This is a genomic window from Clostridium cochlearium (assembly GCF_900187165.1).
In the GTDB taxonomy this organism is placed as follows: Bacteria; Bacillota; Clostridia; order Clostridiales; family Clostridiaceae; genus Clostridium_G; species Clostridium_G cochlearium.
This window is the reverse complement of record NZ_LT906477.1, coordinates 811,490-824,583: the sequence shown is the minus strand read 5'-3', so window position 1 is coordinate 824,583 and position 13,094 is coordinate 811,490. Positions and strand designations below refer to the sequence as shown.

General features: G+C 28.5%; 15 protein-coding genes. 4 read left to right on the top strand and 11 right to left on the bottom strand.

Annotation, left to right across the window (positions count from 1 at the left end):
- Nucleotides 1–342: 342 nt before the first annotated feature.
- Together CKV72_RS04020 and CKV72_RS04015 are read left to right on the top strand one after the other, a co-directional pair.
- A complete protein-coding gene (locus CKV72_RS04020; RefSeq protein ID WP_168944174.1) occupies nt 343–1,113 on the top strand; it encodes a threonine/serine exporter family protein in 771 nt (256 codons plus the stop codon).
- On the top strand, nt 1,110–1,556 hold the full coding sequence (locus CKV72_RS04015) for a threonine/serine exporter family protein (RefSeq protein WP_089862947.1): 447 nt from the start codon (nt 1,110–1,112) through the stop codon (nt 1,554–1,556). The genes CKV72_RS04020 and CKV72_RS04015 overlap by 4 nt, the downstream gene beginning before the upstream one ends.
- Before the next feature lie 55 nt (nt 1,557–1,611).
- On the opposite strand, the gene CKV72_RS04010 is transcribed toward CKV72_RS04015, so the two are convergent.
- The gene (locus CKV72_RS04010) at nt 1,612–1,881 is read right to left on the bottom strand and encodes a metal-sensitive transcriptional regulator (RefSeq protein ID WP_089862948.1); all 270 of its coding nucleotides are present in this window, start codon (nt 1,879–1,881) and stop codon (nt 1,612–1,614) included.
- A 482-nt stretch (nt 1,882–2,363) separates the two neighbouring features.
- Nucleotides 2,364–2,819, bottom strand: a complete 456-nt coding sequence (gene tnpA, locus CKV72_RS04005; protein ID WP_095177556.1) for an IS200/IS605 family transposase — start codon at nt 2,817–2,819, stop codon at nt 2,364–2,366.
- Nucleotides 2,820–3,241: 422 nt separating this feature from the next.
- On the opposite strand from tnpA, the gene CKV72_RS04000 reads away from it, so the two are divergent.
- Entirely contained in the window at nt 3,242–3,718 is a 477-nt protein-coding gene (locus CKV72_RS04000; RefSeq protein ID WP_089862949.1) for a DUF4883 family protein, read from the top strand.
- A 108-nt stretch (nt 3,719–3,826) separates the two neighbouring features.
- Here the strand turns inward: CKV72_RS04000 and CKV72_RS03995 are convergent, their stop codons facing one another.
- The gene (locus CKV72_RS03995) at nt 3,827–4,150 is read right to left on the bottom strand and encodes a hypothetical protein (protein ID WP_089862950.1); all 324 of its coding nucleotides are present in this window, start codon (nt 4,148–4,150) and stop codon (nt 3,827–3,829) included.
- Nucleotides 4,151–4,243: 93 nt separating this feature from the next.
- A complete protein-coding gene (locus tag CKV72_RS12205; RefSeq protein WP_095177555.1) occupies nt 4,244–4,738 on the bottom strand; it encodes a hypothetical protein in 495 nt (164 codons plus the stop codon).
- 170 nt (nt 4,739–4,908) lie between these two features.
- On the opposite strand from CKV72_RS12205, the gene CKV72_RS03985 reads away from it, so the two are divergent.
- A complete protein-coding gene (locus CKV72_RS03985; RefSeq protein WP_095177554.1) occupies nt 4,909–5,778 on the top strand; it encodes a cation diffusion facilitator family transporter in 870 nt (289 codons plus the stop codon).
- Between the two features lie 184 nt (nt 5,779–5,962).
- Here CKV72_RS03985 and CKV72_RS03980 read toward each other — a convergent pair whose 3' ends face one another.
- From CKV72_RS03980 to CKV72_RS03950, 7 genes are all read right to left on the bottom strand, one after another.
- Nucleotides 5,963–7,360 carry an aminopeptidase gene (locus tag CKV72_RS03980; protein WP_089863271.1) on the bottom strand — a complete coding sequence of 466 codons (1,398 nt, stop codon included), beginning with the start codon at nt 7,358–7,360 and terminating at the stop codon, nt 5,963–5,965.
- 62 nt (nt 7,361–7,422) lie between these two features.
- Entirely contained in the window at nt 7,423–7,974 is a 552-nt protein-coding gene (locus CKV72_RS03975; RefSeq protein ID WP_089862953.1) for a 5-formyltetrahydrofolate cyclo-ligase, read from the bottom strand.
- Between the two features lie 20 nt (nt 7,975–7,994).
- On the bottom strand, nt 7,995–8,912 hold the full coding sequence (gene hprK, locus CKV72_RS03970; RefSeq protein ID WP_089862954.1) for an HPr(Ser) kinase/phosphatase: 918 nt from the start codon (nt 8,910–8,912) through the stop codon (nt 7,995–7,997).
- Between the two features lie 38 nt (nt 8,913–8,950).
- Nucleotides 8,951–10,735: an N-acetylmuramoyl-L-alanine amidase gene (locus CKV72_RS03965; protein WP_238021181.1), complete on the bottom strand. Its 1,785-nt coding sequence runs from the start codon at nt 10,733–10,735 to the stop codon at nt 8,951–8,953.
- A 230-nt stretch (nt 10,736–10,965) separates the two neighbouring features.
- A complete protein-coding gene (glpX, locus tag CKV72_RS03960) occupies nt 10,966–11,937 on the bottom strand; it encodes a class II fructose-bisphosphatase (RefSeq protein WP_089862956.1) in 972 nt (323 codons plus the stop codon).
- Between the two features lie 191 nt (nt 11,938–12,128).
- Nucleotides 12,129–12,707 carry a flavodoxin family protein gene (locus CKV72_RS03955; protein ID WP_095177552.1) on the bottom strand — a complete coding sequence of 193 codons (579 nt, stop codon included), beginning with the start codon at nt 12,705–12,707 and terminating at the stop codon, nt 12,129–12,131.
- 89 nt (nt 12,708–12,796) lie between these two features.
- Nucleotides 12,797–13,087, bottom strand: coding sequence for a hypothetical protein (locus CKV72_RS03950; protein WP_095177551.1), 291 nt, complete (start codon nt 13,085–13,087; stop codon nt 12,797–12,799).
- Between the last annotated feature and the right edge of the window lie 7 nt (nt 13,088–13,094).

Genomic DNA, 13,094 nt, shown 5'->3' with positions numbered 1-13,094 from the left:
ATTTACACTTAATTAACTGCAAAAATATAGTTAAATCATAAACAATGTCCAACCTCAATATTAAATTGTTATGTGAACCATGTCAAGAGTTTTTGGCTAATTTCAAGCCTAAATACCCACTTTAATTTTATAGATAATATACACAACTATATATATTATACATTATTTCATCTAGAAAACTAGTATTGTAGTAATAGTGAAACAAATGAATGAATCTCATCATTTTATTTCACTTGAATTATAAGTTGCATTATTAAAAACTTTTCTTATTTATATTTTGTAAAATATGATATAATAAATTAAGACTTATCAAAATAGAATAAAATAGGACAGGTGTATTTTATGGATATAACTAGAATACTTCATTTATCTACCTTTGCAGGTGAAATAATGCTCCAAAGTGGAGCAGAAATATATAGAGTAGAAGAAACTGTTTATAGAATATGTGTATCCTATGGATTAAAAGAAGCAGATGTATTCGCTACACCTACAGGTATAATAATTTCTGCTACAGATGAAAATGGTAACACCATATCAAAAGTTAAAAGAATCAAAACTCGCACTGTAGATTTAGATAAAATTTCTAGAGTAAATAATCTTTCTAGAGAAATATGTACTAAAAACCTTTCCATAGAATTAGTCCAAGCTTCACTTGAAAATATAAATAAATCTAAAAAGTACAGTAAAAACACCATTTTTATAGCATCCTCCATGGTTGCTGGTTTTTTTACCTTGGTTTATGGAGGAAGTGGTAGAGATTTTATAGTTTCTCTTTTTATAGGTCCTATTATACAATTTTTCTCCATAATTTTGTCTAAAATTCAAGCAAATTCTTTTTTTATAAATGCTTTAGGAGGAGCTATTGCTTCTTTTGTAGCTCTATTAGGAACTTCTATTGGAATTGGAGATAGCACAGATAATATAGTAATAGGTTCTGTAATGCTTTTAGTACCTGGATTAATAATAACAAATGCAATAAGGGATACTATAGAGGGCGATTTAATAACTGGGCTTTCTCGTGCTTCTGAAGCTTTCTTAATTGCAATAGCTATTGCTTTAGGTAGTGGTGTTGTTTTTTCATTGTGGCTTTATCTAGGAGGAACATACAAATGATACTTCTAAATTCTTTTTTCGCTTTTATAGCTACCTTTGCTTTCACCATACTTTTTAACATAAAAGGTAGGAATACTTTTTTTGCTGCTATTGGTGGTGGCTTAGGATGGTTTGTTTATACTTTTTCTTTATCACTAAATATCTCTACAATACTTTCTTTTTTCAATGCTTCTATAGTAGTTGCTACGTATTCTGAAATCATGGCTAGAATATTAAAAACCCCTGTAACAACTATTTTAATATGTGCCATAATTCCCCTAGTTCCTGGAAGTGGTATGTACTACACTATGCTAGAAACTATAAAAGGAGATATTAACAAAGCCCTCACAGAAGGTCTTAATACTCTTACCATAGCCGGAGTTATTGCCATTGGAATTATATTAGTTTCTTCTATAGTAAAATTAATAAATTATTATAAATTACATGAAAAAGGATTAAAGTAAAATTATATAATTTTACTTTAATCCTTTTTATAAACAAATCTCAATAAATTAATTTTCACTTCATAAACATTGTTAAAGTCGCTATTAATTCATCTATTTTTTCCTCAGACATATTCTCGGTGTCTTGTATAAAACAACCTTTAGCATAGTTCTGAAGTATTAATGCCCCCACTTTATTTATGGCTGCTCTAATTGCTGCTATTTGAATTAAAACTTCCTTGCATCCAGCATCTCTTTCTAACATATTTTGAATTCCCTTGACTTGACCTTCTATTCTTTTCAATCTATTTTGTAAATCTTTTTTTTCTATACTTTTGTCTTCCATAAAATCACTCCTATCAGTACCATTATGGGGTATGTAAGTATTATTATAGTATTTATTAGTTTGTTAATCAATACACAAAATAATAAAATTACGACGTAATTTTTTAACAGAGGACAGAGGACAATTGACATAGGACAATGAAGGAAGATTTTCTTCCGCTTTGCTACTGAAAATCTTAAATTTTATAATATAATTGAAAATGGAGGATTTTTTTACTTTGTTGCAAAAAATTTTTGATTATATGAGCTTTTGTAAGAGCTAAAGCGATGTTTAGCAAAACTTTAACGAGCCATCAATAAAAATGTCAATTTAGATATAATTGAAAATGGAAAGTGGAAAATGGAGAATTAAGGATATTTTAGATTTGTCTAATATAAATATCCACCAGCTTAGCTGGTGGTTTTTCTTAAGCCCTATAAGGGCATTTTCCCAGCGTTGTGCCTTAAGGCACCTGTAAGATTTCGCCAGCCGCAGTTTAATTGTTACCTGCCACCCTTAAAAGGGTCTGTATATTCTTTAATACTTATTTGATCAGCGATCATATCTTCATTTTGTTGATTTTTTATATATTCTTCTATTACTTTTTTATTTTTACCTACTGTATCTACATAATATCCTCTACACCAAAAATGCCTATTTCCGTATTTATACTTTAAATTTGCAAATTTTTCAAATATCATTAAGCTACTTTTTCCCTTTAAAAAACCTACAAATCCTGAAACACTAATTTTCGGTGGTATTGATACAAGCATATGAATATGGTCTTTACATGCATTTGCTTCTATGATTTCTACACCCTTCCATTCACATAACATCCTAAGTATTTTTCCTATTTCTTTTTTCTTATCTCCATATATTTCTTTTCTTCTATATTTAGGTGCAAATACTATATGATATTTACATCTCCACTTAGTATGTGCTAAACTATTATTGTCCATTTGGGAAATACCTCCTTTGATTTTTTAGATTGGCTGACGAAACCATTTCTATTTTATCAAAGTGAGGTATTTTTTTGCAACGCTTAAGCTTTTCTGAACACACCTGCATAGTAGGTGGTTTTCTTATACAATAAAAAAGGTTTAGCTTTAGCTAAACCTAAAGATCTTATAAAATTAAAAACTTTTCGTAATGTTAATGGAGAAAGTTGTCAATCATTTTCCACTTTCCATTCTCCATTTTCAATTCTAACTAATAAGATTAAAGATTTTCTGACGTAAGGAAGAAAATCCTCCTAAATTGTCCTCTGTCCTCTGTCAATTGTCAAATGAACTGTCCTCTATAAAAATTTTGTGAATCAAAGAATATTATATAAAAACTTCTCATATTCTTTTTAATATAAATACTTTTAAAGGTGATTTAAGTGAAAAAAAAATATTTTTTTATTATATTATTAGTTTTATCTATGGGATTTATCCTTATGAATTTTTCTATAGAGAGTTTAAAATCTAATAAAAAAGATATGGAGCTAAATTATTATACAAATAAATTGGTAGAAAATATAAATTCCGAACCCGATTATCAATGCGTGATAGTAGATACAAATTTTTATAGAGAGGAGTATTTACAAAAGGAGAATCTTTCTATAGTCAAAAACTTTTTAAATAGCATTAATAAAAATTCATATGTTTTATACAACAAAAAAACAATTCCCCAAAAACCCTTATATAAAATATTTCTAATATTCAGCAATGAAAAATTTGTAATTAATGTATATAATGAAAGCTATGTGTCAATACATTCATGGGATGGCTATCATAGAATGGATTATATAGATACATCTTCTATACCATATTCTTATAATTTATATAATCTATGCAATTTTTTAATACCGAGATAAATTCTATTCATAAAATAAAAAGCTAGTTAAATATACTAACTTCTTAATATATCAACTAGCTTTCTTTATTTAAAATTTCTTTAGCTTCCTATTTTATATTAAACAAATTTATATAGTATTGTGAGCAAAAGATGCTATCCTATCAATAGGGATATCTGCTATTGACCCAATACTAGTTCCTCCACAACTAGGACCTCCTGGTACAGTTTGTCCTGGTTCTACGTTATCTTGAATTCCTGAACAACAATTGCCAAGCGCACATGAAGGTGCTGGTCCCATTCTAGTTAAAATTCTTATATAATCCTCATTTACTTCTAAAAGTACACCTGTAAATCCTGCTCCTGAATCTCCTCCACTAGTTGTAAAAATCGTAACTACTTTCCCTATATATTCTTCCATGTGATCTATAAAATTATCTTCTCCATTAGGCATTTCACTTTACCTCCTACAGTAGTCTATTTTAAGACTTTTTAAGTCTTTACTTTATACTATGTTTTTTATCTTAATTTGTTACTTTTAATATTTTCATGTTATATCATGGATAAAAGCTACTATTTTGTCTATTGGTATATCAACTTCACAACCTAATTGATTAATTAGTATATGTTCTTTTTCAGATTTTTCTATATTTCCCTTTTCTATTACCGTTTCATTATGCTCTCCTGTATTCTCAACTTCTATTATCTTTTCATAAGGTTGTTCTATATTTTCTACCTGTATTATTTTTTCATAAAGTTTATTTTCATAAATAACCTCTTCATAAAATGAATAATCTAATTCTTGTAACTTAGATTTATTTTTATTCATATGTTCTTTCATTTTCACCTCCAAAGCTTGATTCTTCTCTACATCCTCTTTTTTATGTCCTGAATATATTTCACTGCAATAATTAATTCTACTTAGGAAACTACTAAAGCTGTACCAATAAATATAATCCACTATTATACAATAGATAAAACCACTAACTATAAATTTTATAGTTATATCCTTTTCCTCCTGACTAAAATAAAATCTCTTCATATAATACACAATATGTTTATATTGAAAAATAGCCACAACTCATAGCAAACTGACAAGGAATTTTATTATCAATTGATAATAAAATTCATTCCTTTTTACAATAAAATATTGACAATATCAAGGTATTTTAATATAATGTTATTATCATTTGAAAATTTGGAGGATATATTATGGACATCTATAAAGAAGGAAAAAAAATCTCCTTAATCACAATAACTTTAAATATATTATTATGCATATTTAAGGTTATTGCAGGTATACTCGGTAAAAGTAGTGCTATGATAGCTGATGGTATTCATACTTTGTCAGATGTTATTACTACCGTTATGGTTATATTGGGTTTGAAAATTTCAAATAAAAAAGAGGATGAAGATCATCCTTATGGCCATGAAAAATTTGAACCTGTTTTTGCAAAAATAATAAGTACACTTTTATTTTTAACAGGTATTTATATAGCCTACGAAGGAATAAAAGTATTAAAAAGTGGAAATTATGGCACTCCAGGTAAGATAGCGCTTATTGCAGCCTTTGTATCTATATTGTCAAAAGAATTTATGTATAGATATACCATTAACACTGCAAAAAAGATAGGAAGTATTTCTATGGAAGCAGATGCATGGCATCATAGATCTGATGCTCTATCATCAATAGGTACTTTTTTAGGAATTTTAGGTGCTAGAATTGGATTTAAGATTTTAGATCCCTTAACTGGAATAGTTGTTAGTTTCTTTATTATAAAAATTGCTATAGAATTCTATTTAAAATCAGTTAAAAAATTAGTAGATACATCAGCTGATATTGAAACTATTAACAAAATTAAAGATGAAACCCTAAAAATTATTGGTGTCAAAGGCATACATGATCTAAAAACTAGAATGTTTGGAAATAAAATATATGTGGATATTGAAATATGTATAAATAGCAATATGACTGTTGCAGAAAGTCATGATATAGCTACAAAAGTTCATGATAATATAGAAAATAAAATAGACAATATAAAACATTGTATGGTTCACGTGGAACCCTTTTATAATGAATAACTAACAACTAATAGTGAATAATTTAGGAGGTTTTTCTTCCTTACGTCAGAAAAACTTTAATTTTATGAAGTGCCTAGTTTAGCTCTGCTAAACTAAGGTTTTTTTATACAATTAAAATTTTTCAGAGCAAAGCGAAGAAAAATATCCATAATTATTCATTATTACTTGTTCACTAACTAAAAGGTTAGCTAATTAAAAAGGCATGGTATCCTTTTAAGGCTTCATATATGTCAGCTTTGCTTGCAACTTCCCAAGGAGCATGCATATTTTGAAGAGCTATACCGCAATCTATAACGTCCATTCCATAATGAGCTAATATATAAGCTATAGTTCCCCCTCCACCTTGATCAACTTTTCCAAGCTCTGCTGTTTGCCAATGTACATTGTTTTCATCCATAATTTGTCTTAATTCTGCAATAAACTCTGGATTAGCATCATTACAACCAGATTTTCCTCTTGCTCCTGTATATTTATTAAATACTAATCCTTTTCCAAAATAAGCTGCATTATTTTTTTCCATTACTGATGGATAATTTGGATCATAAGCTGCGCTTACATCTGCAGACAGCATTTTAGAATTAGCTAAAGCCTTTCTTAAATTTAGTTCATTATACTGATTACTACAATCCATTACCTCAGCTACAGCATTTTCAAAGAATTTAGATTGCATACCTGTGGCTCCCACACTTCCTATTTCTTCTTTATCTACTAATAAAGTAATACAAGTTTTTTCAGGATTTTCTAGCTTCACCATAGCTTCAAAAGAAGTATATGAACAGATTCTATCATCTTGACCATAACCCATTATCATGCTTTTATCTAATCCGTAATCTCTTGCCTTTCCAGCAGGCACAACTTCTAATTCTGCTGATACAAAATCTTCTTCACATATTCCATATTTTTCATTTAATATTTTTAAAATATTAGCTTTGACAGGATTCTTTACCTTTTCATCCTTTAACGGAATGCTTCCTATTAATATATTTAAGTCTTCTCCTTCTATTCCTTTTTTTAGCTTCTTCTCTAATTGTTCACCTGCTAGGTGAATTAAAAGATCTGAAACTCCTATAACTGGTTCATCATCTGCTTCTCCTATTACAATATCTTTTTTAGTTCCATCTTTTTTAATAACTACCCCATGTAATGCTAAAGGAAGTGTTACCCATTGATATTTTTTTATACCACCATAGTAATGAGTTTCAAAAAATGCTAAGTCAGTATCTTCATAAAGAGGATTTTGTTTTAAATCCAACCTTGGAGAATCCACATGGGCTCCAAGTATATTCATTCCTTCTTTCATAGGTTTTTTACCAATTACAAATAAAGCTAATGTTTTATCTCTATTGTTAACATATACCTTTTCTCCAGGATTTAATTTTTCACCTTTCTTAGACAAATCTTCTAAGTCTTTATATCCATTTTGCTCTGCTATTTTTATAAATTCTTTTATACATTCTCTTTCTGTTTTGCATTCTGATAAAAATTTTTTATATCCTTCTGATACCTCAAATACCTTCTCTATATCATTCTCATTATAACTATTCCAAGCATAATTATATTTTTTTTCTAAAGTATTTTCCATCATATTATACACTCTAATTAATTAGAGTATTCACCTCCATTTTTATTTTTAAAGTTACTAATTTACCCATTTATTATTATGTCATTAATTCTTACATCCCATTCACACATAGGTACAAAATCTATCTTTTGAAAAGAATATGCCAATCCAATTTTTTGAGTATCCTTTCTAAGTCTTTTAAAAAACTTATCATAGAATCCCCCTCCATATCCTAGTCTCCCCCCTTTATCATCAAAAGCTAATCCTGGGGTAAAAACTACATCTATTTCTTTAGGATCGATTTTTTTAGAAAAATCTACAGGTTCTAATATTCCTTTTTTACCTGGCTTTAATTCTGAAAAGCTTTTTATTTCTACAGCTTCCATTCCTTCCCTTAAAGATATTATTTTAGGCACACATACTTTTTTATTATCTTTTAAGGCTTTTTTTATTATTTCATGAGTATGTACCTCTGATTTATAACTAACAAAAATAAATATGCATTTTGCATCTTTATAATATTTACTTTCTATAACTTTTTTTAATATATCTTCATCATATTTATTTAGATCATCCTTAGATATGCTATCTCTTTTTTTTATGATTCTTTCTCTTAGTTCTTTTTTATCCTTCACATTATCCACCTCCATTTATATTATTCTCTTTTTAAATTTTTTTCTTCCATTCTAGCGCTTATAGTATCTACAGGACTAATATTAGAATTTAGATTATATCTATAGTTTGCCGCTGCTGCCTCTATTATTACCGCAATATTTCTTCCTGGTCTTATTGGTAAAATTATTTTTCGCACTGGTATATTTAAAATATTCATATTAACTTCATCTATACCCAATCTATCATATTCTTGATCTTTTTTCCATTGCTCTAAGTGAATAATCAATCCAATAGTTTTTATATCTAATACAGAACTTAATCCATATAAAGCGGGTACATCTATAATACCTAATCCTCTAACCTCTAACATTCCAGAAGTTATATAAGGAGAACTCCCCATAAGTTTGCCATCAATTTCTTTTATATCTACAGCATCATCTGCGACTAATCTGTGTCCTCTTTTTATAAGCTCTAAAGCTGTTTCACTTTTACCTATACCACTTTCTCCAGTAATTAAAATACCTATACCATAAACATCTACTAAGACTCCATGTAGTCTTGTTTCTGGTGCTAATTTTTCATCTAAATAACTCATTAATTTACTTGTAAATCTTGTAGATATATTATGGGTTCTCAATAACCATCTATTATATTTCTTTGCATTGTCTAAAATCTCTTTATGAGGCTTTAAATTTCTTGTAATTATTATACAAGGAGTTTCAAACTGAAAAAATTTACTTACTCTCTTTTTTCTAAGTTCTGGTCCCATAACATCTAAAAAACTCCATTCAGTTTTCCCTATAAGTTGTACTCTTTCATTGGCAAAATAATTATAAAATCCTGAAAACTGCAGACCAGGTCTATTTATATCACTTATATTCATTTCTACATCATCTTTACCTTTATTTAATACCTCTAAATTTAAATCTTTTACTAAATTCTTTACTAAAACTCCCATATTACTCCTCCTTGTAATTTAAATAAAAGGGTAAAATTTTAAATTTTACCCATAGTTTTAAGTATTCCGTTAGCTATAGCTCTAGCATATTTATCTAGATATGCATCGCTTTTTAATTTTGCTACATCAGAAGAATTAGTAACAAAACCTAGTTCCGTTAAAACAGTAGCTGTTGCCTTAGAATTATTAACTAGGTATAACCAATTTCCATCCTTTAATCCCCTATCATAAGTTCCAACTTCTTTTATTATATTATTTTGTATAGCTAAAGCTAATTTCTTACTTTCTGCATTTCCAACATTATATAAAGTTTCTGTTCCATTAGCATAAGCATTTCCAAAAGAATTACAATGTATACTTACAAAATACCTTGCGCCTGCTGCATTTGATACGTCAACTCTCTTTTGTAAACTTTCATTTACACTCATACCATTTGAACGTTGATCTGTTTTTCTTGTATATATAACATCTACTCCATGACTTTCTAATATAGAACCAACTTTTAGTCCAACCTTTAATGCAACTTCATCTTCTACTACTCCTCCAACTGCACCTGTATCTCTTCCCATACCATGACCAGGATCTATAGTTACTACATTGCTATTTATACTATACCCTCTTACATTCAAAGTAAGCATTACCTGTTGAGGATATCCTGCCACCTTTCCTTTATAAGTATAAGTTCCTGCAGTATTTGTATTCACATTTTTATTATTCCATATAACTCCTACTTTTCTTACACTACCATCACTCATAGTAGCTTGTACAAAAGTAGGTAATGTATATGAGCTTCCTGTACTTATAGTTTCACTTATATTCTTAATTGAGCTTATTGTAGGCTTTTGTTTGGTATTATCAGATAAATTTAAAGAATTTAAAATTCCTCTAGTTATTCCTAATGCTGCATTATATTGAAAATCGCTATCTGCTAATATATTAGTTTCTTGTGCATTACTCATAAATCCTAGGTTAACCATTATTGCATGAGCCTTAGTTCCAAGTAATATTTCCTGTTCAGAAAGTGCTGGCTTAATTCCTCTATTTCTTCCTTGTGTGTTATTTATAACTTCATCTTGTATCGCTTTTCCTAAACTTTGAGAAATAGGATCCCAATTTCTATAATAAGTTTCTATTCCATTTTCACTAGGATTATCACTATAGTTACAATGTATGCTCACAAAATAATCTGCATTATTATTATTTGCCATACCAATCCTGTAGTTAAGATCTTCATTACTATTCCAAGGTATATCATCATCTTTTCTTGTATAAATTACATTAATCCCCTTTTCTTCTAACATCTTACCAACTTTTAATGCCACAGATAGATTTATAGATTTTTCTTTAAGCCCATAAGGAGATACATATCCACTATCTTCTCCTCCATGGCCTGGGTCAATGCAAACAGTATAACTCTTATACTCATCCTCTTTGTTTCTAATAGTAAAATCTAATTTCGCAGATTTTATTAATTTCTTTCCAGCTTTAGATTTTATGCCATCTTTTAAAATTATCTTATATTTCTTTTCATAGTCATATGATTTCAAAGGTGTAACTATTACAGTCTTACCTTCTGAACCAATTTGAAGTTCAACAGGTACTTTTCCACCATTTTCATTTAAGACAAATATATTTTCTGCTGTTATAGTATTAGAATCTACTACATTATTAAATTTTACAGTCCACGACTTTTTAGAGTGTACATTTAACTCTACACCTTTATCCTCATAAACTTCTTCTGCTTTAACAAAATTAAAGCTTCCTAAAAACATAAAAACAGCTATTGCTACAATTGAAAAGCACCATTTCTTTTTACATCTCATGAGCAAACCTCCTTTTGTGAATGAATAATAAACAACGAAAAGACTTTCTTAATTTTACATTATTAGTTATTCATCACCTTAATTTGTAGACTGAATATATATATTATAATATATATTATATAAATATGTGTAATTTTATTAAGAAAATTTATGTAACGAAGTGAAAAAATGAAAAGATAAATTAAAGAAGTTTAAAATAAATGCAAGGCATTATTTTAAACTTCTTTAATTTATAAAACTAAATTGCTTCTTGATAAATGATGTTGTGCATCTACAAATCTTATTGTTCCAGTTTTAGATCTCATAACTATAGATTGAGTAGTTGCCCAATTATTTTTAGAATATACAACTCCCTTTAACAGATCAGAATCTGTAACAGCTGTAGCAGCAAAATATATATCATCACTTTTTACTAAATCATTTATATATAAAGTTGCCTCAATATCCTTTATTCCCATAGACTTACATCTTTCTATTTCTTCTTCTTTTTGAGGAACTAATTTAGCTTGCATATCTCCGCCCATACATTTGATAGCCGCTGCTGCTATTACTCCTTCTGGAGCTCCTCCTGTTCCCATCATCATATCTACTCCTGTGCTTTCAAATCCGCATGCTAAAACTGCTGCTACATCTCCTTCTGAAAAAAGCTTAACTCTTGCTCCAACTTCTCTTGCATCTTTTATTATATCATTGTGTCTTTCTCTTTCTTGTACCATTATAGTAAGTTCTGTTACATCTTTATTTAATGCCATTGCTACATTTATAATATTTTCTTTATTTGTTTTATTTATATCTATTACACCTTTTGCAGAAGCTCCTACCGCAATTTTTTTCATATACATATCTGGAGCATTAAGTAGACTGCCTTTAGGTCCCATAGCCATTACTGATATAGCATTAGGAAGTCCCTTAGCTATAAGAACAGTTCCATCTAATGGATCCACTGCTATATCCATTTCCTCCATTCCATCTGCTCCTATACCTAATTCTTGTCCTATATAAAGCATAGGTGCTTCATCCATTTCTCCTTCTCCAATAACTACGGTTCCTTTTATAGGCAGCATAGAAAAAGCTTTTTCCATACCATCTACCGCAGCTTGATCTGCTGCAACTTTATCTCCTCTTCCCATATATTTAGAAGAACATAACGCTGCAGCCTCTGTTACTCTTACAAGTCCCATGGCTATATCTTGTTTTATCATATATTTTCCCCCTTCAAAATCCAAATTATAGATTAATTTTTATATAGTATAGCTTATATCCATTTATAAATTACTTTTCCTAATATATTATATACTAATTTCTTTAATATTATATCATAATTAATTTGAAGAACAAGTATTATTGAATTTTTTCCATCAAAAAAACCAGAAGTTTTTCTTCTGGTTAATCTTTAAATACGACTTTTATTAAAATCAAATTTATTTTTTAATCCACATCCTAATTCATAAGCTTTTTTCATTACTTCTTCATTCTTTTCTATAGGAATATGATCTGTATTCACTCCATAAACCTTATATGTATCTTTTACATCTATAGCTGCAAAGGCTAATTTTAAAACTTCTTCTAAGGACATAAACATATTGTCCCAATAAGTTCCTCCTATAGCTAATAACACACCTGTTTTCTTTTTTATATTCTTTCTGTCCTTTCTTATATATTTTTTACTCCAATAAACTTGAAGCCTATCAATTAATGCTTTTAATGGAGATGGTACATTAGCAAAGTAAATTGGTGTTGCTATTACTATAATGTCACTTTCATTTATCTTTTTATATAAATCTGTCATATCATCTTTTATAGCACACTCTTCTTCTTTATAGCACATTTTACAATCTATACAAGGGGCTATTTTTTTACTATAAATATCTATAAAATCCACTTCTTCATTTAATCCTTCTAAAAACTTTTCTAATAATTTAAACGTATTTCCTTTTTTATTTGGTGAAGAAAATAATACCAAAACTTTCACTAAAAGTCCTCCTCGATACAAGTATATATTTTATAAGTTTATTTCTACAATAAATTCAATATAATTTCTATCTATTATACATTCTTTTTCTATTTTATATATAATTTTTTTATATCTACCTCTTCTTCCAGCTCATCTAATATTTGATCTACTTCGTCCATAGCAATCTCTTTTAAAAACTGAGTCTTTAACTCTTTTTTATTAATATCTTTAAGCTCTCCTATCATATCTTTTGCATAGGATTCTGCTGCTTCAATTTCATAATCATTAAATTCATATCTAAACTTTAAATTAAAAATACCTTTATCATTTGTTTTAATTTCACTAATATTTGTAAGGCCATCATCCAATAAAAATTCAAGTATAAATTCTTTTTTCATTTTATCC